This window comes from Sphingopyxis sp. P8, from assembly GCF_020622175.1.
Classification (GTDB): domain Bacteria; phylum Pseudomonadota; class Alphaproteobacteria; order Sphingomonadales; family Sphingomonadaceae; genus Sphingopyxis; species Sphingopyxis jiangsuensis.
The window spans coordinates 1,333,017-1,351,334 of sequence record NZ_JACNMK010000001.1 but is presented as its reverse complement, the minus strand read 5'-3'; the positions used below and the strand labels follow the sequence as shown (position 1 = coordinate 1,351,334).

22 protein-coding genes are annotated in these 18,318 nt (G+C 65.0%); 15 read left to right on the top strand and 7 right to left on the bottom strand.

Annotation, left to right across the window (positions count from 1 at the left end; genetic code table 11):
* Positions 1–245: 245 nt before the first annotated feature.
* Together H7692_RS06575 and H7692_RS06570 are read left to right on the top strand one after the other, a co-directional pair.
* Positions 246–533 carry a type II toxin-antitoxin system RelE/ParE family toxin gene (locus H7692_RS06575; RefSeq protein WP_201926965.1) on the top strand — a complete coding sequence of 96 codons (288 nt, stop codon included), beginning with the start codon at positions 246–248 and terminating at the stop codon, positions 531–533.
* Positions 533–832 (top strand): HigA family addiction module antitoxin, encoded by a 300-nt coding sequence (locus H7692_RS06570; protein ID WP_227339940.1) that lies wholly within the window; start codon positions 533–535, stop codon positions 830–832. Before H7692_RS06575 ends, H7692_RS06570 begins: the two co-directional genes overlap by 1 nt.
* A gap of 182 nt (positions 833–1,014) precedes the next feature.
* Here H7692_RS06570 and cobT read toward each other — a convergent pair whose 3' ends face one another.
* On the bottom strand, positions 1,015–2,838 hold the full coding sequence (gene cobT, locus H7692_RS06565; protein WP_201926961.1) for a cobaltochelatase subunit CobT: 1,824 nt from the start codon (positions 2,836–2,838) through the stop codon (positions 1,015–1,017).
* Between the two features lie 597 nt (positions 2,839–3,435).
* On the opposite strand from cobT, the gene H7692_RS06560 reads away from it, so the two are divergent.
* Both H7692_RS06560 and H7692_RS15125 read left to right on the top strand, forming a co-directional pair.
* The gene (locus tag H7692_RS06560) at positions 3,436–4,638 is read left to right on the top strand and encodes an MFS transporter (protein ID WP_222135591.1); all 1,203 of its coding nucleotides are present in this window, start codon (positions 3,436–3,438) and stop codon (positions 4,636–4,638) included.
* A complete protein-coding gene (locus H7692_RS15125; protein ID WP_261312147.1) occupies positions 4,635–4,769 on the top strand; it encodes a hypothetical protein in 135 nt (44 codons plus the stop codon). Before H7692_RS06560 ends, H7692_RS15125 begins: the two co-directional genes overlap by 4 nt.
* Before the next feature lie 7 nt (positions 4,770–4,776).
* Here the strand turns inward: H7692_RS15125 and H7692_RS06555 are convergent, their stop codons facing one another.
* The 3 genes from H7692_RS06555 to H7692_RS06545 all read right to left on the bottom strand — a co-directional run bounded on the left by H7692_RS06555 (position 4,777) and on the right by H7692_RS06545 (position 7,721).
* Positions 4,777–5,964 (bottom strand): alpha/beta hydrolase, encoded by a 1,188-nt coding sequence (locus H7692_RS06555; RefSeq protein ID WP_222135592.1) that lies wholly within the window; start codon positions 5,962–5,964, stop codon positions 4,777–4,779.
* Positions 5,961–6,950, bottom strand: a complete 990-nt coding sequence (gene cobS, locus H7692_RS06550; RefSeq protein WP_201926956.1) for a cobaltochelatase subunit CobS — start codon at positions 6,948–6,950, stop codon at positions 5,961–5,963. The genes H7692_RS06555 and cobS overlap by 4 nt, the downstream gene beginning before the upstream one ends.
* 111 nt (positions 6,951–7,061) lie before the next feature.
* Positions 7,062–7,721 carry a J domain-containing protein gene (locus tag H7692_RS06545; RefSeq protein WP_201926954.1) on the bottom strand — a complete coding sequence of 220 codons (660 nt, stop codon included), beginning with the start codon at positions 7,719–7,721 and terminating at the stop codon, positions 7,062–7,064.
* Here H7692_RS06545 and H7692_RS06540 point away from each other — a divergent pair.
* The 5 genes from H7692_RS06540 (at position 7,720) to H7692_RS06520 (ending at position 10,716) form a co-directional block, all read left to right on the top strand.
* A complete protein-coding gene (locus H7692_RS06540; RefSeq protein WP_390881083.1) occupies positions 7,720–7,998 on the top strand; it encodes a BolA family protein in 279 nt (92 codons plus the stop codon). The two genes, H7692_RS06545 and H7692_RS06540, sit on opposite strands and share 2 nt — an antisense overlap.
* A 3-nt stretch (positions 7,999–8,001) precedes the next feature.
* A complete protein-coding gene (locus tag H7692_RS06535; protein WP_201926950.1) occupies positions 8,002–8,361 on the top strand; it encodes a DUF2200 domain-containing protein in 360 nt (119 codons plus the stop codon).
* The gene (locus tag H7692_RS06530; RefSeq protein WP_227339939.1) at positions 8,358–8,729 is read left to right on the top strand and encodes a cupin domain-containing protein; all 372 of its coding nucleotides are present in this window, start codon (positions 8,358–8,360) and stop codon (positions 8,727–8,729) included. The genes H7692_RS06535 and H7692_RS06530 overlap by 4 nt, the downstream gene beginning before the upstream one ends.
* Positions 8,729–9,613 carry a pirin family protein gene (locus tag H7692_RS06525; protein ID WP_227339938.1) on the top strand — a complete coding sequence of 295 codons (885 nt, stop codon included), beginning with the start codon at positions 8,729–8,731 and terminating at the stop codon, positions 9,611–9,613. The genes H7692_RS06530 and H7692_RS06525 overlap by 1 nt, the downstream gene beginning before the upstream one ends.
* A 182-nt stretch (positions 9,614–9,795) precedes the next feature.
* Entirely contained in the window at positions 9,796–10,716 is a 921-nt protein-coding gene (locus tag H7692_RS06520; RefSeq protein WP_227339937.1) for an alpha/beta fold hydrolase, read from the top strand.
* 10 nt (positions 10,717–10,726) lie between these two features.
* Here H7692_RS06520 and H7692_RS06515 read toward each other — a convergent pair whose 3' ends face one another.
* Positions 10,727–11,158, bottom strand: a complete 432-nt coding sequence (locus H7692_RS06515; RefSeq protein ID WP_227339936.1) for a hypothetical protein — start codon at positions 11,156–11,158, stop codon at positions 10,727–10,729.
* A gap of 8 nt (positions 11,159–11,166) precedes the next feature.
* Here H7692_RS06515 and H7692_RS06510 point away from each other — a divergent pair, with 8 nt between their 5' ends.
* Positions 11,167–12,324 (top strand): serine hydrolase domain-containing protein, encoded by a 1,158-nt coding sequence (locus H7692_RS06510; RefSeq protein WP_227339935.1) that lies wholly within the window; start codon positions 11,167–11,169, stop codon positions 12,322–12,324.
* Here H7692_RS06510 and H7692_RS06505 read toward each other — a convergent pair.
* Together H7692_RS06505 and pdxH are read right to left on the bottom strand one after the other, a co-directional pair.
* The gene (locus tag H7692_RS06505) at positions 12,319–13,134 is read right to left on the bottom strand and encodes a PhzF family phenazine biosynthesis protein (RefSeq protein WP_201926938.1); all 816 of its coding nucleotides are present in this window, start codon (positions 13,132–13,134) and stop codon (positions 12,319–12,321) included. The genes H7692_RS06510 and H7692_RS06505 overlap by 6 nt on opposite strands.
* Positions 13,131–13,709 carry a pyridoxamine 5'-phosphate oxidase gene (pdxH, locus tag H7692_RS06500; RefSeq protein ID WP_227339934.1) on the bottom strand — a complete coding sequence of 193 codons (579 nt, stop codon included), beginning with the start codon at positions 13,707–13,709 and terminating at the stop codon, positions 13,131–13,133. The genes H7692_RS06505 and pdxH overlap by 4 nt, the downstream gene beginning before the upstream one ends.
* A gap of 182 nt (positions 13,710–13,891) precedes the next feature.
* On the opposite strand from pdxH, the gene H7692_RS06495 reads away from it, so the two are divergent.
* From H7692_RS06495 to aroC, 5 genes are read left to right on the top strand one after another with little or no spacing between them, the layout of a single operon-like run.
* Positions 13,892–14,806 carry a DnaJ C-terminal domain-containing protein gene (locus H7692_RS06495; protein WP_201926933.1) on the top strand — a complete coding sequence of 305 codons (915 nt, stop codon included), beginning with the start codon at positions 13,892–13,894 and terminating at the stop codon, positions 14,804–14,806.
* 3 nt (positions 14,807–14,809) lie between these two features.
* A complete protein-coding gene (locus tag H7692_RS06490) occupies positions 14,810–15,886 on the top strand; it encodes a YihY/virulence factor BrkB family protein (protein ID WP_201926931.1) in 1,077 nt (358 codons plus the stop codon).
* On the top strand, positions 15,883–16,710 hold the full coding sequence (gene fabI / locus H7692_RS06485) for an enoyl-ACP reductase FabI (RefSeq protein ID WP_227339933.1): 828 nt from the start codon (positions 15,883–15,885) through the stop codon (positions 16,708–16,710). Before H7692_RS06490 ends, fabI begins: the two co-directional genes overlap by 4 nt.
* Complete coding sequence (locus tag H7692_RS06480) at positions 16,703–17,233, top strand: GNAT family N-acetyltransferase (RefSeq protein ID WP_201926927.1); 531 nt, start codon at positions 16,703–16,705, stop codon at positions 17,231–17,233. The genes fabI and H7692_RS06480 overlap by 8 nt, the downstream gene beginning before the upstream one ends.
* A 6-nt stretch (positions 17,234–17,239) precedes the next feature.
* Positions 17,240–18,316 (top strand): chorismate synthase, encoded by a 1,077-nt coding sequence (aroC, locus tag H7692_RS06475; RefSeq protein WP_227339932.1) that lies wholly within the window; start codon positions 17,240–17,242, stop codon positions 18,314–18,316.
* Positions 18,317–18,318: the final 2 nt, after the last annotated feature.

The window sequence follows — 18,318 nt, the reverse complement described above, 5'->3', positions numbered from 1 at the left end:
GCATCATGTCGTTGCAGCGGCGCCCGTCGTAAGCCCGCGAGTCCCTGCTGCATCACGCAGGATTTGTAACGAGGGGGGAGGGGGTTGTCACGCGGGGTGTCTTCGGTCGCATTCATGGGGGTTCGCGCAGAGGCAGGCGGTGGGGGCGAGTTTGGGGGTTGAGCAAGCTGAGGCCTTAATTCCGTAACTCACATCCATGTAAAGCCACGCTTGACATGCTGCATGTAAAGTGATACTTTCCACTCGTGGAGATCGAGAGCATCAGCCATAAAGCGCTGCGGCGGTTCGTCGAGACGGGCAAGCCGAAGGGCCTGCCGGGTGATCTGATCGACCGTCTCTCCAGGATGATGAACTTCATCATCGCGGCAGAGACGATCGACGAACTTGGAACGCCGCCCAACTATGGCCTGCATCCCCTGACGGGCGACCGGGCCGGGACATGGGCGATGACCGTCACGCGCAATTGGCGGATGACATTCTCGATCAACGACCAGGGGGCGATTATCGACCTGGATTTGGAGGATTATCACTGATGGCTATCAAGGTTCACCCCTCTTTCGCGATCCACGCCGGCGAGTGGCTGAAGACCGAGATCGTCGAAGCGCATGGCGTATCGATCAATGACCTGGCGGAGGCGTTCGGCGTCAGCCGCCAGTCGGTGAGCGCCGTGCTCAATGGCCGCGCGGCGCTGACCGCCGATATGGCGATCCGCTTTGAGAAGGCCTTCGGTGTGAAGGCTGAAACGCTGCTGCGGATGCATTCGCGCTATGAACTCGCCAAGGCGAGAGAGCATGAAGGCGACCTCGTCGTGAAGCGGCTGGTCGCGGCCTGAGGCATGACGGCGTAGGGGGGGGCGCGATTTGCCTTGTTTCGAAATCCGGTATCGAATTCAGGGGTTAAGTGAGTTGTCGCTGTAATTTAAAATAGGGGATTCCTCGCGACTCATTGAGCCTCCAAATACATTGGTTAGACAATGCAACGCAATTCCAATAATTCGCCCAACGGTTAGCCCGCTCAATCGATATCGAACAACCCCGCCAATTGCTCGACCATCGTGCCGCCCAATTGCTCGGCGTCCATGATCGTCACCGCGCGGCTGTAATAGCGGGTGACGTCGTGACCGATACCGATCGCGCAAAGCTCCACCGGCGATTTCTTTTCGATCCACTCGATCACCTGGCGCAGATGCTGGTCGAGATAGGCGCCGTGGTTGACCGACAGCGTGCTGTCGTCGACCGGCGCGCCGTCGGAGATCACCATCATGATACGGCGTTCTTCGGGGCGGTTGACGATCCGGCTGTGCGCCCACATCAGCGCCTCGCCGTCGATATTCTCCTTGAGAAGCCCTTCGCGCATCATCAGCCCGAGCGACTTGCGCGCGCGGCGATAGGGTTCGTCGGCGGGCTTGTAGATGATGTGCCTGAGGTCGTTGAGGCGGCCGGGGTGCAGCGGTCGGCCGGCGGCGAGCCAGTCCTCGCGGCTCTGCCCGCCCTTCCATGTCCGCGTCGTGAAGCCGAGGATTTCGGTCTTGACGCCGCAGCGTTCGAGCGTGCGCGCGAGGATGTCGGCGCTGATCGCCGCGATGCTGATCGGGCGCCCGCGCATCGATCCCGAATTGTCGATGAGAAGCGAGACGACGGTATCGCGAAAGTCGGTGTCGCGCTCGATCTTGTATGACAGCGAATGGCCGGGCGACACGATGACGCGTGCGAGCCGCGCGGCGTCGAGCTGGCCTTCCTCCTGGTCGAAGTCCCACGCGCGGTTCTGCTGCGCCATCAGGCGGCGCTGGAGCCGGTTGGCGAGCTTGGTCACCGCGCCCTGCAGATGCGTCATCTGCTGGTCAAGATAGGCGCGCAGGCGGGTGAGTTCGTCGGCGTCGCAAAGTTCGGTCGCGGCGACGATCTCGTCATGCTTTTCGGTGAAGCGCAGATAGTTGAAATCGGGAACGTCGGTCGGCAGGCGGTTGGGACGGACGGGGAGCATGCCTTCGTCGCCTTCGCCGCCCATTTCGGGTTCGCCGTCGGCCTCCATCTCCTGCGCGTCGGGGTCGCTGTCGCCGTCGTCGGCCTGGTCGCCCGCCATTTCGGCGCGCGCGTCGACCTGGCTCTCGCCGCTGCCGCCGTCCTCGCTTTCCTGCTCCTCGGCGCTTTCCTCGGCCTCGGTCTCGTCGTCCTCGCCGCCGTCCTCGGCTCCCTCTTCGAGCGGCTCGTCGCCGTGGATGAGGTCGAGGTTGCGCAGCGCAATCTTCGCGGTTTCGGCAAAGGCGGCCTGGTCGTCGAGCAGCATCGACAGCGCGGTCAGGTCGCCGCCCGCGTCCTTGGTGATCCATTCGCGCACGAGCGACAGGCCGGTTTCGGTCCCCTGCGGGGCATGATCGCCGGTCAGCGCTTCGCGCAGCAGCAGTTCGAGCGCGCTCGACATCGGCACATCGTCACGGCTTTGCGCGCGGCTGATCGGGTCGCTCCGCATCCGCATCGCGAGGCTCGCCGACAGATTGGCGCGCATACCTTCCATGTTGCGGGCGCCGAGCGCCTCGATCCGTGCGCGCTCCATCGCGTCGAAAGCGGCGGCGGCGATGGGCTCGGCCGGGCGCGCGGCGGCGTGGAGCTTTTCGCTGTGATGCTTCATCCGCAGCGCATAGCTGTCGGCAAAGCCGCGCGCCTCGGCCACCTGGTCGCGCGGCAGGGTGCGCGACGGGGTGGGGACGCGAATCGCCTTGCCGATCTGCGCGGGGGCGTCGGCGGTGAAGCCGACCTCGACCTCGGCATCGCGCGTCACTGCGCGCGCGACACTCGACAGCGCGGCCTTCAGATCGTCGAGGGGAGAGTGGGCGGTCATGACGAGTCGGCTCTAACCGGCTTTGGTAAGGGAAGGAAGAGGATGAGGGCTTGCATTGAGACCGTCACCCCGGATCAAGTCGGAAATTATCCCTATCCGTGAAGCAAGCGATCCCCGTCGAAAGCCGGGGTCCATTCCGGGGCAGCGCCGCGCCGCGTGGCCCCGGCTTTCGCCGGGGGGCACCAGTTCCTCGCCTGAGAGGTATGATCGCCGATCAGTCCGGGGGTGGCGAAAGAAGGGTTAAGCAAAGCCATAGCTAGGGTCAGGACCCATTAATTACGCGTTCGAGGCGTCGAAATGGCGAAGATATCGGGTCCGGGCGGGTGCAGCGGGTAGCATCGCTACCCGCAAGGCCGCGCGGGCGCGAGATCGAAGCCATTTCGGCGTCCCTCCGGGATTTGACCGATTTTGTCCATTGCTTCGTCGGCAAGCCTCGAAATATCGACATATTCCGTCGCCTTGCCTCCTCGCACTGAACAAAATCGCTTCAAACCTCGTACGCGTAATTAATGGGTCCTGACCCTAAGCTCGCTTGACCTTGCGCCGTCCGAGGCGCATCGGCGCTCCATGGTTTCCCCCAGCCATAGGTCTCCCCCAATGAAAAAACCCTGGATCGTCATCGCCTGCGCGGCCTTCATCGTCACCCTCGCGATGGGCGTGCGGCAAAGTTTCGGATTGTTCCTTCCGCAAATGAGCGTCGAGATCGGCATCAGCCGGTCCGACTTCGGGCTTGCGATGGCGCTCCAGAACCTGCTTTTCGGCCTCGTCCAACCTTTCGTCGGCGCGCTCGCCGACAAGCATGGCGCGGGACGCGTCGTGGTCGTCGGGTCGCTGCTCTATGCGGCCGGACTCGTCAGCGCGGCGCTCGCGACCGACGCGCTCGGCCTTCATATCAGTTTCGGGCTGCTCATCGGCATGGCGCAGTCGGCGACGACCTTTGTCGTCGTGCTCGGCGCAGTCGGGCGCGTGGTGAGCGCGGAGAAGCGCAGCACCGCCTTCGGCATCGTCACTGCGGGCGGATCGCTCGGCCAGTTCCTGGTCGTGCCGGTCGCGTCATCGCTGCTGGGTGGTGTCGGTTATGAGCAGACCTTGTGGATAATGGCGGCGCTTGTCGCCTTGTGCGGGCTGCTCGCGATCGGCGTCGCCGGACGCCCGGCTGCGGCCGGTGCGCCGGGGGCGTTGGCGGTCGAGGAACAAGGCGCGCGCGAGGCGCTGCGCGAGGCGGCGGTGCATCGCGGTTACTGGCTGCTCAACGCCGGCTTTTTCGTTTGCGGCTTCCACATCGCCTTCATCGCGACGCACCTGCCATCCTACCTCGACGACAAGGGGCTGGGTATCGAGATTGGCGCGCAGGTGCTGGCGCTCGTCGGGCTGTTCAACATCCTCGGCTCCTATGTCTTCGGGCGCGCGGGCGACATGATGCGGCAGAAATATGTGCTGTCGGCGCTCTACACCGCACGCTCGGCGGTCATCGCGCTCTTCCTCTTCGTCCCGCTCAGCCATGCGAGCGCGCTCGTTTTCGCGGGCGCGATGGGCTTCCTGTGGCTCGGCACGATCCCGCTCACCAGCGGCATCGTCGGGCGCATTTTCGGCATCCGTCACCTGTCGATGCTCTATGGCATCGTCTTCCTCAGCCATCAGGTCGGCAGCTTCTTCGGCGCGTGGATGGCGGGGCTGATCTTCGACGCAACGGGAAGCTATGACATCGCGTGGGGCTTTGCGATCGCGCTCGGCCTTTTTGCAGGGCTGGTGCACCTGCCAATCGCCGACAGCCCCGTCAAAAGGCTGCAACCGGCATGAGGATCGCGCGGCACGACTGGATCGCGCTCGGCGCCTTTGCGCTGATCGCGGTCGCCGGTCTGGCGCTGTGGCGCAGCGAAGGAGCGGTCGTTTGGCTCGCCGATATGGCGATCATGTGCGGCTTCGGCTGACGCGGCGTCAGCCTTCGCCGTTGCCCACCCGATGACAGATGGCTTCATCCATCTCCTTTGGCATCGCCTTATCGGGGCGTAGCAGGAAGACGTGCGGCCATTTCGTTGCGACGCGCTCGGACCGTTCGTTTCTGCCCGCGACGACATCGATGAAGTCGCGGCACGCGACGGCGCTGCGCAGGAAATTGCTGTGTCCGGTCGCCCCACGCGACACGTCCGTCGTGTCGATGATCGTGACCCCCGGCATCGCGGCGGCGTAGCAACGCACGGGTAGCCCCTCGGCCTTGAGTTCGTCGGCGGCGAAAGTGTCGAAGCAATAGGGCGAACCCAGCCGCGGGTAGCCGTGCAGCGTCCGCGACGCCGCCAGCGCCTTGTCGGAATGCGAAACATAGACGGTGATGCGCCTTCCTGCCGCCACGCGTCGTGCAGTGAGCACAAAGTCTTGCGCGTCGCGCTCGAACGTTTCGCGGTCGATGTCGGGCGAGGCGAGGATGATGTTCGAAATATTGCTGCTGTCTTCGCGGGCGGCGACGCGGTCGACATAGGCGATGGCGGGAACGACCAGCCGCGCGCCGAGCGAATGCGAAACGACGACGATTTCCTTGACCCAGTCCTGTTCGGCGAGCGCTTTCAGGAAGTCGCGGAAATTGCGGACGTCGTGATACATGTTCGTCTCGTCGACGCCATAGCCGAGCAGGTCGCCCTGCGACGGCCAGCTATAGGCGACAACCGGACCGTCGAACCCCGTCATCCGGCTGATCTGCGCGGCATCCTTGGTGGTCGTCTCGAAATTCTCGCGATATCCATGCACGTAAAGCAGGACGCGGCCCTGACGGCGGTCGGTTTCTGCCCGCAGCGCGCGCCACCAGTCGTCGGGTGTCTGCAGGGCGAAGGGCGTGCGAAAGCGTTGTTTGCCGCTCACCATCTCATCGCGCGGTGCGGCGAAGCGGCCATAGCGCACCCTGTCGCCGCGATGGGAGAGCAGGACGATCTCGGGGCTGCGACAATCGGGCAGGCGGCTCGTCGCAAAGAAGAGCGGCAGCGCAGCGTCATCGACAGGCGCGCCGGGGTCCGGCGTGCAGCGCGCGTCGGCGACATAGTCGGCGTGGCGCACCGGTCCGTAGTCGACGCCGGTCGCGCAACCGGCGAGCGCGAGCGCCGCGAGCGCCACCCAGAGGCGGCGCGGCAAAATCACTTGCCGACGACGCCTTCGGGAAGGTCCTCGCCGAACACGCGCTGGAAATATTCGGCGACGATCATCCGCTCGGCCTCGTCGCACTTGTTGAGGAAGGACAGGCGGAAGGCAAAGCCGAGATTGTTGAAAATCGCGGTGTTCTGCGCCCAGCTGATCACGGTGCGCGGGCTCATCACGGTCGAGATGTCGCCGTTGATAAAGCCCTGCCGCGTCAGATCGGCGACCTTGACCATGTTGGCGACGGTCGTCTCGTCGGTGGCGGGAACCTTCGCCAGAATGATCGCGCTTTCGGTTGCGGCGGGCAGATAGTTCAGCGTGACGACGATGTTCCAGCGGTCCATCTGGCCCTGGTTGATCTGTTGCGTGCCATGATACAGCCCGCTCGTATCGCCAAGTCCGACGGTGTTCGCGGTCGAGAAAAGACGGAAATGCGGATTCGGGCGGATGACGCGGTTCTGGTCGAGCAGCGTCAGCTTGCCCTCGGCCTCGAGCACGCGCTGGATCACGAACATCACGTCGGGGCGTCCCGCGTCATATTCGTCAAAGACGAGCGCGGTCGGCGTCTGCAGCGCCCAGGGGAGCAGGCCTTCGCGGAACTCGGTGACCTGCTGTCCGTCGCGCAGCACGATCGCGTCGCGGCCGACAAGGTCGATGCGGCTGATATGCGCGTCGAGGTTGACACGGATGCACGGCCATTTGAGCCGCGCGGCAACCTGTTCGATATGCGTCGATTTGCCCGTGCCGTGATAGCCCTGCACCATCACGCGACGGTTGAACTTGAAGCCCGCGAGGATCGCGAGGGTGGTGTCGCCGTCGAAGACATAGGCCGGGTCGAGGTCGGGAACGCGCTCGTCGGCCTCGCTGAACGCCGGGACCTTCATGTCGATGTCGACCCCGAACATCTCGCGCGCATCGACCTCGGTATCGGGCGCGGCGAGGAGCGTCGAACCGTGATGGTCGGGGAGGCTGTTCGGAATGTCGGTCATGTCAAAGGCCCAGCTGATATTGGAGGAGAGTCGCCGGCGGAGCCGACGGCGCCAAGCATAGCGCGGTAGAGCGACGGGTTGCGGCTTGCAACGCCTTTTGTCGTCGACACGTCAGGCGAAGGCGCGCGATTTGCGGAGCAGTTGATAGGCCTCGACCACCGCGCCAAGCCGCGTTTCGTAACTGCGGTCGCCACCGTTGCGGTCGGGGTGATATTTGCGGACCAGTTCGCCGTAGCGGCGGCGCAACGCGGTGCGGTCGGCATCGGCCGCAAGCCCCATCGTCTGGAGCGCGCGATGCTCGTCGCGCGTGAAGCGCGGGTCGGCGGCCTCGCGCCGCGCCTCGTCCATCCGCTGGCGAAAGCGCGCGCCGAGCGCGTCCATCGGATCCTTGAAATCGGCCCAGCGCGGCGGCAGGTCCGCGCTCCCCGCTGCGCGAAAGGCGCGGCTTTCGGTTTCCCAGCCCGACGTCGGCGACTGCGCGGCCAGAATCTGGTCGGCGCTCATCCCGTCAAAGAAATTATAGCCCGCATTGAATTCGCGCACATGGTCAAGGCACAGCCAGCGGTAGGGCGGCGGCCCGTCGGGCGAGCGATGCGCCGTGGCCGGGGCACGAAATTCGCCGGCCTCGCCGCAGCCGGGAACGGCGCAGGGCGCTTCGCGGGGAATGCGACCGTGGAATCGATTGGGGCGGGCAGAAGGAGGCAAACCAGGCTTTCGGGAGTCTTGGGAGGCCTTATAATTTGGCGACGCGGCGGCTATGGTCAACCCCATGACGACCAAGGGCCCCGTGCAAACAGAAATGGAAAGCCTGCTACGCGCAGCTTTTCCCGACGCCAATTTCGTGCTCAGCAATGATAGCGCGCAACATCATGGCCATGCCGGCGATGACGGGTCGGGCGAGTCGCATTTCAGCCTGAGCATCGAATGGGCGGGCTTTGCCGGGCAGAACCGCGTCGCGCGCCAGCGCGCGGTGAACAAGGCGCTGGGCGATTTGCCGGGGCAGCGCGTCCACGCGCTCGCGATCCGCGCGACGGCGCCGGGGGAGTAGCGGGTGGCGGAGCATCGCATCTTTTCGACCAGCTTCGCCAGCGTCTATCCGCACTATGTCGCCAAGGCCGAACGCAAGGGGCGGACAAAGGCCGAGGTTGATGAGATCATCCGGTGGCTGACGGGATATAGCCAGAAGCAACTCGACGCGGAGATCGCGTCTGCGACCGACTTTCGCGGCTTTTTCGACAAGGCACCCGCGATGAACAGCGCGCGCGACCAGATCAAGGGTGTCGTCTGCGGCGTCCGCGTCGAGAATGTGGACGACCCGCTGATGCGCGAGATCCGCTATCTCGACAAGCTGGTCGACGAGCTTGCCAAGGGCAAGGCGATGGAAAAGATCCTTCGGGCGCCGGCATCATGACGATCGACAAGGTCAATCTGGCGCACGCCTTTGCCAGTTTTGGCGACCATTGGAATCCGCGCGTTGCGGGCGACATCAACGATTTCCAGGTCAAGCTGGTGAAACTCGACGGCAAGTTCGACTGGCATCATCATGAGCGCGAGGATGAACTGTTCCTCGTCGTCGCAGGGCGGATGAAGATGGGGCTGCGCACCGGCGATGTGATCGTCGAAGCAGGCGAATTCATCATCATTCCGCACGGGGTGGAACATTGCCCCGAGGCACTGGACGGCGAATGCCATGTCCTGCTTCTCGAGCCCAACACGGTGCTCAACACCGGCAATGTCGAAACCGACAAGACGCGAACGACCCTCGAAAGGCTTGGCTGATGGTTACGGTGATTACGCCCTCGACGCACGACATCGGCGCTTTCGAGGTGCGCCGCACCCTGCCGGACAAGGCGCGCACGATGGTCGGTCCCTTCATCTTCGTCGATCAATTCGGTCCGGCGCATTTCGACATCGGCAAGGGGATGGACGTGCGCCCGCACCCGCACATCAACCTCGCCACCGTCACCTATCTCTTCGAAGGCGCGATCGACCATCGCGACAGCCTTGGCACCTATGCGACGATCCGGCCGGGGGCGTGCAATCTGATGACCGCAGGCCGCGGTATCGTTCATTCGGAGCGCACGCCTTCGGCCGCGCGCGCCACGGGATCGCCGATCTCGGGAATGCAGACCTGGCTCGCGCTGCCCGACGGCAAGGAAGAGATCGATCCGGCGTTCGAGCATGTGGCGAAGGACGACCTGCCTTTGGTCGAAGACAATGGCGTTTCGGCGCGCGTCATCATGGGCAGCCTGTGGGGCGCGACATCGCCGATCACCCAGCACAGCGCGACCATCTATGCCGATATATTGATGAACGCAGGCGCGAGCATCCCCATCGAAGCCGAAGCGGATGAGCGTGCCGTGCTCGTGGCACTCGGCGACGCCAGCCTCGACGGCGAGCGGCTTGAAAGGCACAGCCTGTATATATTGAAACCCGGCGAGGCGATGACGCTGCGTGCGGCGAGCGACGCGCGCGTGATGCTGCTCGGCGGCGAGGCGTTCACGACCCCGCGCCACGTCTGGTGGAACTTCGTCAGCTCGTCGCGCGAACGAATCACGCAGGCGAAACACGACTGGAAGGACCGCAATTTCCCGCTCGTCCCCGGCGACAGCGAGGAATTCATCCCGATCCCCGAAGTGCCAAAGACGGTGAGCTATCCTTAGGGTCAGGACCCTAGGGTCCTGACCCTAGCGGCGACTGCTATGGGGAACGGCCGTGATCCACCCGATCCGGACCTGCCGTCGCTCCCGACCCCATAACCTCGCACCCCATCCATTGTCGCGGCTTGCCAGCCGCTCTGATCCTCGCCACATTGGTTGCGAAACGAAACCAAAGGGAGTGGGCGATGGTCGGCGATTTCGAACAGCGGCGGGTGAAACTTGCAACCGGAGTCGAACTCGACACGGTCGATATGGGGCCGCGCGACGCGCCGGTGTTGATCTTCCTCCACGGCTTTCCCGAATCGCACCGCACGTGGCGCCACCAGCTTCCGCATTTCGCGACTCGCTTTCGCTGCATTGCGCCCGACCAGCGCGGCTATCGCGGCTCGTCGAAGCCGCAGGCGGTCGAGGCCTATACCCCCGACAAGTTGATCGCCGACATATTCGCGCTCGCCGACGCGCTCGAGGTCGATGAGTTCACCGTTGTCGGTCATGATTGGGGCGGGGCGATTGCGTGGGGTGTCGCACTCGGCGGCCAGCCGGGCGGACTGCATCCCCAATGGGCCGGGCGCGTGACGCGCGCGGTGATTGCCAACGCGCCGCACCCCGGCATTTTCCAGCGCCTGCTCGCGACCAATGCCGAGCAGCGCGCGGCGAGCCAATATATCCGCACCTTCCGCGACGCCGCGAACGACGGGCTGGTCGAGGAAAAGGGGATTGCAGGGATATTGGGGCTGGCGTTCGAGGGGCGGACGCCGAGCGGCGGATTGCAGCCAGCCGACGAAATCGACCGTCTGCTCGCCGACTGGGAAGATCGCGACGCCTGCCGCGCGATGCTCAATTGGTACCGCGCGTCGCCGCTGGCGGTGCCTGCAATGGACGATCCCTATGCCGAACCGCCGTCGTCGCCGTTTCCGACGCTGACCATTCCGACGCTCGTGATCTGGGCGCTGGACGATACGGCCCTGCCGCCATGCAACCTCGAGGGCATCGATGAACTTGTTCCCAACGCGACGATTGTCCGCGTCCCCGACTGCGGCCATTTCGTGCCGTGGGAGGCGCCCGACGCGGTCAATGCCGCGATGGACGCCTTTCTAGTTTCCTGAGATCCTGACCCTAATCGGCGGGGTCGAGCAGGCAGCCGCTTGCTCCCGCATAGCGCGCGCTGCGCGCGGCGAGGAGGGGGACGCTGCCGGTGATGTTGCGCGTGTCGGGATCCTCGCTCAGCGACACCATCTCCATGCCGGGTTCGAAGTCGCTCTGGCAGCTTTCGAGGCTGCGGCCCTGGACGTAGCGGCACGAGCAACCGACGCGCGCGGCATAGGCCGAACCGAGCTCGGCCTGTGCCTTGAACGACGGAAATTTCCAGACCAGCCAGCCCGCAAGTATGACGCCGATCAGGATCGCCCACGGCAGGCACCCGCCCCAGCGTCCGGGCTTGCGCGCCCGGTCCCTTCCGGTTGCGGGGATGTCTGACCGGGATACAGACGACGGAGGCGGCGGTACGGGCTCGGGCGTTGCCGATGAGGGCGGGTTGGTGTTAGTCACGGTCGGGCATGATGACCAAAAAAGCCTTGGTGGCAAGTGCCGCGCTGGTGCTTCTGGGCAGCTGGACCTTGTCGCTCGCGGCCGCGCCGGGCACAATGGCGCCCGCGGCGCCGGTTCCAAAGCTCGGAGCATCGCTCGACCCCGCTGCGGCTGCCGACGACCCCCAGCCGCTCCCCGCGCTTCCCGCCGATCTGCACGCGAAGGCCGAAGCGCTTTTTTCGGAAAGCGAAGCGGTCGGGCAGACGCGCGCGCTTCTCGTGCTGCGCGACGGCGATCTCGTTTACGAACGTTATGCCGCGGGATTCGGGCCCGACACGAAGCTTATCAGCTGGTCGATGGCCAAGAGCATTACCGCAGTGCTCGCGGGGTTCATGGTCGCCGACGGGCAACTTGCGCTCGACGGTCCCGCCCCGGTCGCCGCGTGGCAGCGCAGCGGCGATCCGCGCGGCGCCATCACGCTGCGCCATCTGCTCCATATGTCGTCGGGGATCGAGCATGTCGAAAATGGCGATCCGATCTGGGAGGGCGACACCGTCGAAATGCTGTTCGGCGCAGGAGCCGCCGACATGGCGGGTTTTGCCGAAGCGAAGCCCGCGGCCGCGCAGCCCGGCGAGCGGTTCAACTATAGTTCGGCGACCAGTGTCATCCTGTCTGACATATTGGCCGACACGCTGACCCCCGCGCAGGGCGCGACCGCGCGCCGCGACGCGATGCGCGAATATATCCGCGGGCGACTGGCCGAGCCGCTCGGTATGACCAGCCTGACGCCGGAATTCGACGCGAAGGGGACGATGATCGGCGGCTCGATCATGCATGCCACGGCACGCGATTATGCGCGTTTCGGCGAGTTCCTGCGCAACCGGGGCGTCGCGGGCGGCCAGCGATTGCTGCCCGAAAGCTGGATGCGCTTCATGCTGTCGCCTTCGCCGAACGATGCGGGCTATGGCGGGCATATCTGGCTCAACCGGCGGCGTCCGCCGGGCGCGCGCGCGGCGCTTTGGCCCGAGCGCGGGCCGAACGACCTGTTCGCGTGCATCGGCCATCAGGGCCAATATATCATCGTCTCGCCGTCGCAGCGGGTGACGATCGTGCGGTTGGGCGTCACCAAAGAGGATCAGTTTCCGGCGTTGCGCCAGCGTCTCGCCGACCTGCAGGCAGCGCTATAGCAGGAATTCGCCGGTCAGCGTCGTGACGCAACGACCCGACAGCTCGACACGGTCGCCGTCGAGGCGGCAGCCGAGATGGCCGCCGCGCGCGCTCGCCTGAAAGGCCGTGAAACGGTCGCGGCCGAGCCGCTTCGTCCAATAGGGCGTCAACACGCAATGCGCCGAGCCCGTCACCGGGTCTTCGTCGACCCCCGCTCCGGGGACGAAAACCCGGCTGACGATGTCGCTTCCTGCCGCATCGCCCGATCCGGGCGCGGTCGCAATGGCCTGCACGTCGCCGATCGCGCGGAGCGCCGCCATGTCGGGGGCGAGCCCGCGCACTTCGGCGGCAGTCGCATAGACAAGCACGGCATAGCGCCCATCGTGCCACAGCGTCTCGACCGGCGTTCCGCCGACCGCAGCCGCAATCCCGGCGAGTGGCTTGGGTTCCGGCGGAAAGGCGGGGAGCGCCATGCGATAGCCATCTTCGCCATCGCGCGCGACCGTCAGCACGCCGGCCTTGCGCGTGCGGAACAGCATCTTGTCGCGATAGGGTGCCGCGGTGAGCAGCACGTGCCCGCTGGCGAGCGTCGCGTGCCCGCACAGAGCAATCTCCAGCCCCGGCGTGAACCAGCGCAGCTCATAATCGGCGTCGTCGCTGTCGTCGGGGACCAGGAAGGCAGTTTCGGACAGATTGTTCTCGGCAGCCATCGCGAGCAATGTCGCATCGTCGAGCCAGTCGTCGAGTGGCATCACCGCCGCGGGATTTCCTGCGAAGGGCCGGTCGGCAAATGCGTCGACGCGGGTGATCGGAAAACGGCGCCAGCTCATGGATAGAGCATTCCTTTCGTCCAGGCATCGCCGTCGCGTTCGAACAGCGTGCGCTCGTGCAGCCGGTGCGCGCGGTCCTGCCAGAATTCGATGCGGTCGGGCACGACGCGCCAACCCGACCAGCGCGGCGGGCGCGGGACGTCCTGCCCTTCGAAGCGCCGCTGCATGTCGACGAAACGCGCCTCGAACGTCTCGCGCCGGTCGAGCGGACGCGACTGGTCGCTCGCCCAGGCGCCAAGCTGGCTGTCGCGGCTGCGGGTCGCGAAATAGGCGTCGGCGACGCGATCGTCGACGGGCACGACCGGGCCTTCGATGCGGATCTGACGGCGCAGCGACTTCCAGTGAAAGAGCAGCGCGACATGCGGATTCTCCGCGAGTTCGCCGCCCTTTCGGCTGTCGAGATTGGTGTAGAAGATGAAGCCGTCGGGGCCATGCCCTTTGAGAAGGACCATTCGGAGCGATGGAAGCCCTGCGGGGGTGGTCGTCGCGAGCGCCATTGCATTGGCGTCATTGGGTTCGCTCGCCGCCGCTTCGGCGAACCAGGCGTCGAACAGGTCAAAGGGGTCGTTCGTCATGAGCGCGGTCATAATGCCGAGCGCCAGCCGCGTCGAGCGAAAGCCTGTGCCGTCGGTGCGCTACCCGGTGCCGAATGAAAAGCCACATATTGCAAAGCGCTTGACCGGGTGACGCGGCTTTCCCACATCGGTCGGCAATCGGGCCTTTTCGCCCGTCGGCATATCAGGCTACAGACAGGTTTATGGCAGATCCCTATTCCACCCTGGGCGTCGCAAAGGGCGCAAGCGACGCGGAGATCAAATCGGCATATCGCAAGCTCGCGAAAGAGCTTCACCCCGACCGGAACAAGGATAACCCGAAAGCGGCGGAGAAATTCTCGGACGCGACCAAGGCCTATGACCTGCTCTCCGACAAGACGAAGAGGGCGCAATTCGACCGCGGCGAAATCGACGCCGATGGAAACCCGGCCATGCCCTTCGGCTATGGCGGCGGCGGGTTTCGCGGCGACCCGCGCGGCGCGCAGGGCGGCTTTGGCGGGGATGGCGCCGACTTCGCCGATATTTTCGAAGGGCTGTTCGGTGGCCGCGCGGGCGGCGGTCCGTTCGGCGGTTTTGGCGGACGTCAGGCGCCGCCGCCCAAAGGCGCCAATGTCGCCTATCGGCTGTCGGTATCGTTCATCGACGCCGCGACGCAGGCGCCGCAACGCATCACGCTCGCCGACGGCGGCACGATCGATCTCAAGCTGCCCGCGGGCGTTGAAACCGGGACACAGATGCGCCTGGCGGGCAAGGGGCAACCGGGACCCGGCGGCAATGGCGACGGCATCGTCACCATCACGGTCAAGGACCACCCCTTTTTCGAACGCGACGGAGCGAATATCCGGCTCGACCTGCCCGTCACGCTGACCGAGGCCGTGAAAGGCGCAAAGGTCAAGGTTCCGACGGTCGACGGCCCGGTCATGCTCTCGATCCCCGCAGGCTCGACGTCGGGGAAGGTGATGCGGCTGAAAGGAAAGGGATTCAGCCAGAAGGGCGGCGGGCGCGGCGACCAGCTCGTGCGGTTGATGGTCGACCTGCCGGGCGACGACGCCGATCTGGCGAAGCTGGTCGATGCATGGTCGGACAAGCGCGCGGTGCGGGCCGACCTCGGCGTGTGACCGGTGAGCGATAAACCCAATCCTGAATCGGTCGATGCGCTGGAGCGCGAGGTTGCCGAAGAGGTCGATCGGGAGTTTTTCGCCGAGGGTCATTCGCCGCATTCGCCCGAGGCGCGCGCCGAGCGCGCAAAACGCACCCATGTCCGCGCCCATTCGCTCGGCATTATCGAGCGCGGCCGCGAGCGGCTCGGCCCCGGTACGCGGGTGTTCGAGATTCTCCGGCGCGTGGTCGTCGGCACCTATACGGACGGGTTTATCCACGCCGGCAATCTTGCCTATCTGGCGCTGATCGCGTTGTTCCCCTTCTTCATTCTTCTTGCTGCGGCACTCAGCCTGATCGGTGGTAGCGCGGGCGGTGAGGCCGCGATCGAAGCGGTGTTTTCGTTGATGCCTCCCACCGTCGCGCGCGCGCTCGCCGGGCCTATCCGCGAGGTGATGACGGCGCGCACCGGGCTTTTCCTGTGGCTCGGCGCGCTCGTCGCGCTCTGGACCGTCGGCAGCCTGGTCGAAACGATCCGCGACATTCTGCGCCGTGCCTATGGCACCCATTTTTCCAAGGGCTTTTTTCATTATCGCTTGCTGTCGATCGGCATCATCACCGGCGCGGTCGTGTTGATGTTGCTGTCGTTCAGCCTGCAGGTGCTGATTTCGGGGATCGAGCAGTTCGTTGCCCGCTTTCTTCCCGCAGCCTATCAAACGGCGGGCGCGGTCGCGATTTCGCGCGGCGTTTCGGGCTTCGGGCTGTTTCTTGCCATCTATATGCTCTTCTATTGGCTGACCCCGTCGAAATACCGGCGGCTCAAGCACTGTCCCAAATGGCCGGGTGCGCTGTTTACGACCTTGTGGTGGATCGGCGTGACGCTCGCGCTGCCGCCGCTGCTTGCGGGCCTGCTCCGCTATGACGCGACCTATGGCAGCCTCGCCGGAGTGATGGTCGCGCTTTTCTTTTTCTACCTCGTCGGATTGGGTATGGTCATCGGTGCCGAACTCAACGCCGCGCTCGTCGAGGTTGAGGATTTGGACCATCACGCTATTGGGCGCGTGGACGAAAGAATTGCCGAAGCCGGAGAAAATATATGACGGGTCTGATGAAGGGCAAGCGCGGGCTGATCATGGGGCTTGCCAACGACAAGTCGCTCGCATGGGGCATTGCGAAGGCGCTGCACGAGCACGGCGCCGAACTTGCGATCAGCTATCAGGGCGAAGTGATGCTGAAGCGGGTCAAGCCGCTCGCCGACCAGCTCGGCTGCGATTTCCTGATCGACTGCGACGTTGGCGACATGGGCAATCTCGACGCCGCCTTTGCGACGCTCGCCGACCGCTGGCCGACGATCGACTTCGTTGTCCACGCCATCGGCTATACGAACAAGGAGGCGCTGCGGGGCAAATATGCCGATGTGACGCTCGACGACTTCCTGATGACGATGAACATCAGCGTGTACAGCTTCACCGCAGTCGCGCAGCGCGCGGCGGCAATGATGACGCCCTATGACCCCGAAACGGGCAAGGGCGGCGGGTCGCTGCTGACGCTCAGCTATTATGGCGCCGAAAAGGTCATCCCGCATTACAATGTCATGGGCGTCGCCAAATCGGCGCTCGAGACGAGCGTCAAATATCTCGCCAATGATTATGGCCCGCAGGGCGTTCGCGTGAACGCAATTTCGGCAGGGCCGATCAAGACGCTGGCGGCGAGCGGAATCGGCGATTTCCGCCTGATCCTGAAGTGGAACGAGTTCAATGCGCCGCTGCGCCGCAACGTTACGATCGACGATGTGGGCGGATCGGCGCTCTATCTGCTGAGCGATCTGGCAAGCGGCGTGACGGGCGAAACGCACCATGTCGACGCGGGCTATCACACCATCGGCATGAAACAGGAAGACGCGCCGGATATCGCGCTTGCCTGACGAACTGCTGATACGGTCAGCCAGCAAGACCGATGCCGAGGATATTGACCTGCTCGTTCGCGCGGCTTTTGCACAGACCGAATTCGGTCATCAGGGCGAGGCTGAGCTGGTACGGATGCTGAGTGACGATGGCGACGCACTCGTCTCGCTCGTCGCCGAAAGCGGTAGTGCGCTAGTCGGACATGTGCTGTTCAGTCGGATGGATGTCGAGGCGGACGGCGCCGCGCTGTCGGCAGCGGGGCTTGCGCCCGTGTCGGTGGTTCGCGCTCGGCAGGGTGAAGGCATCGGCGCAGCGCTCATCAACGCCGGGCTCGATGCGCTTCGTCAGCAAGGCATTGCGATGAGTTTCGTGCTGGGGCACGTCGACTATTACCGGCGCTTTGGCTATTCCATCGATCTTGCCGATCGCTTCGCGTCCCCCTTTTCAGGGCCGCATTTCATGGCGATGATGCTGGACTCGAACGCCGAATGGCCGCAAGGCGGCCGGGCGGACTATGCGCCAGCATTCGGCCGACTGGGATAGGGGACGATGAGTTTCAACAGCTTCGGGCGCGTTCTTCGCTTCACGACCTGGGGGGAAAGCCATGGCCCCGCGCTCGGTGCGGTCGTCGACGGTTGCCCGCCGCGCCTGTCGCTGTCGGAGGCGGATATCCAGCCTTTTCTCGACAAGCGCCGCCCGGGCCAGTCGCGCCATACCACGCAGCGCAAGGAACCCGATCAGGTGCGCATCCTGTCGGGGGTGTTCGAGGGCAAGACGACGGGCACGCCGATCAGCCTGATGATCGAGAATGTCGACCAGCGGTCGAAAGATTATGGCGAGATCGCGCAAGCCTATCGCCCCGGCCACGCCGATTATGCCTATGACGCCAAATACGGCATCCGCGACTATCGCGGCGGCGGCCGGTCGAGCGCGCGCGAGACCGCAGCGCGGGTGGCGGCGGGCGCGGTGGCGCGGCTCGTCATCCCCGAAGTTCAGATCCATGCGTGGGTTGCCGAAATCGGGGGCGATGCGATCGATCCCGCCAATTTCGATCTTGAGGAGATCGACCGCAACCCCTTCTTCTGCCCCGATCCCGCGGCGGCTCAGCGGTGGGAAGGGCTGATGGACGCAGCGCGCAAGGCCGGAAGCTCGCTAGGCGCGGTCATCGAATGCGCGGCCAGCGACGTGCCTGCCGGGTGGGGCGCCCCTGTCTATGCCAAGCTCGACGCCGATCTGGCGGCGGCGATGATGGGGATAAATGCGGTGAAGGGCGTTGAAATCGGCGCTGGCTTCAACGCGGCGCGGCTGCGCGGCGAGGAAAATGCCGACCCGATGCGTCCTGCGACCGACGGCAGCAACCGCCCCGATTTCCTGTCGAACAATGCGGGCGGCATAGCCGGGGGCATTTCGACGGGGCAGCCCGTGGTCGTCCGCGTCGCGTTCAAGCCAACGAGTTCGATCCTGACGCCCGTGCCGACGGTCAACAAGGCGGGCGAGGCGACCGATATCGTAACAAAGGGGCGACACGACCCGTGCGTCGGCATCCGCGGCGCGCCGGTCGTCGAGGCGATGATGGCGCTCGTCCTCGCCGACCACAAGCTGCTCCACAGGGCGCAATGCGGCTGAGC

What these genes read in the sequence shown, in the direction of transcription:
- H7692_RS06525 (WP_227339938.1), top strand. Translation starts at nt 8,729, where the DNA reads ATGGTTACGGTGATTACGCCCTCGACGCACGACATCGGCGCTTTCGAG.
- H7692_RS06510 (WP_227339935.1), top strand. Translation starts at nt 11,167, where the DNA reads ATGATGACCAAAAAAGCCTTGGTGGCAAGTGCCGCGCTGGTGCTTCTG.
- H7692_RS06560 (WP_222135591.1), top strand. Translation starts at nt 3,436, where the DNA reads ATGAAAAAACCCTGGATCGTCATCGCCTGCGCGGCCTTCATCGTCACC.
- pdxH (WP_227339934.1), bottom strand. Translation starts at nt 13,709, where the DNA reads ATGACGAACGACCCCTTTGACCTGTTCGACGCCTGGTTCGCCGAAGCG.
- H7692_RS06570 (WP_227339940.1), top strand. Translation starts at nt 533, where the DNA reads ATGGCTATCAAGGTTCACCCCTCTTTCGCGATCCACGCCGGCGAGTGG.
- H7692_RS06520 (WP_227339937.1), top strand. Translation starts at nt 9,796, where the DNA reads ATGGTCGGCGATTTCGAACAGCGGCGGGTGAAACTTGCAACCGGAGTC.
- cobT (WP_201926961.1), bottom strand. Translation starts at nt 2,838, where the DNA reads ATGACCGCCCACTCTCCCCTCGACGATCTGAAGGCCGCGCTGTCGAGT.
- H7692_RS06495 (WP_201926933.1), top strand. Translation starts at nt 13,892, where the DNA reads ATGGCAGATCCCTATTCCACCCTGGGCGTCGCAAAGGGCGCAAGCGAC.
- aroC (WP_227339932.1), top strand. Translation starts at nt 17,240, where the DNA reads ATGAGTTTCAACAGCTTCGGGCGCGTTCTTCGCTTCACGACCTGGGGG.
- H7692_RS06540 (WP_390881083.1), top strand. Translation starts at nt 7,720, where the DNA reads ATGACGACCAAGGGCCCCGTGCAAACAGAAATGGAAAGCCTGCTACGC.
- H7692_RS15125 (WP_261312147.1), top strand. Translation starts at nt 4,635, where the DNA reads ATGAGGATCGCGCGGCACGACTGGATCGCGCTCGGCGCCTTTGCGCTG.
- fabI (WP_227339933.1), top strand. Translation starts at nt 15,883, where the DNA reads ATGACGGGTCTGATGAAGGGCAAGCGCGGGCTGATCATGGGGCTTGCC.
- H7692_RS06505 (WP_201926938.1), bottom strand. Translation starts at nt 13,134, where the DNA reads ATGAGCTGGCGCCGTTTTCCGATCACCCGCGTCGACGCATTTGCCGAC.
- H7692_RS06530 (WP_227339939.1), top strand. Translation starts at nt 8,358, where the DNA reads ATGACGATCGACAAGGTCAATCTGGCGCACGCCTTTGCCAGTTTTGGC.
- cobS (WP_201926956.1), bottom strand. Translation starts at nt 6,950, where the DNA reads ATGACCGACATTCCGAACAGCCTCCCCGACCATCACGGTTCGACGCTC.
- H7692_RS06545 (WP_201926954.1), bottom strand. Translation starts at nt 7,721, where the DNA reads ATGGGGTTGACCATAGCCGCCGCGTCGCCAAATTATAAGGCCTCCCAA.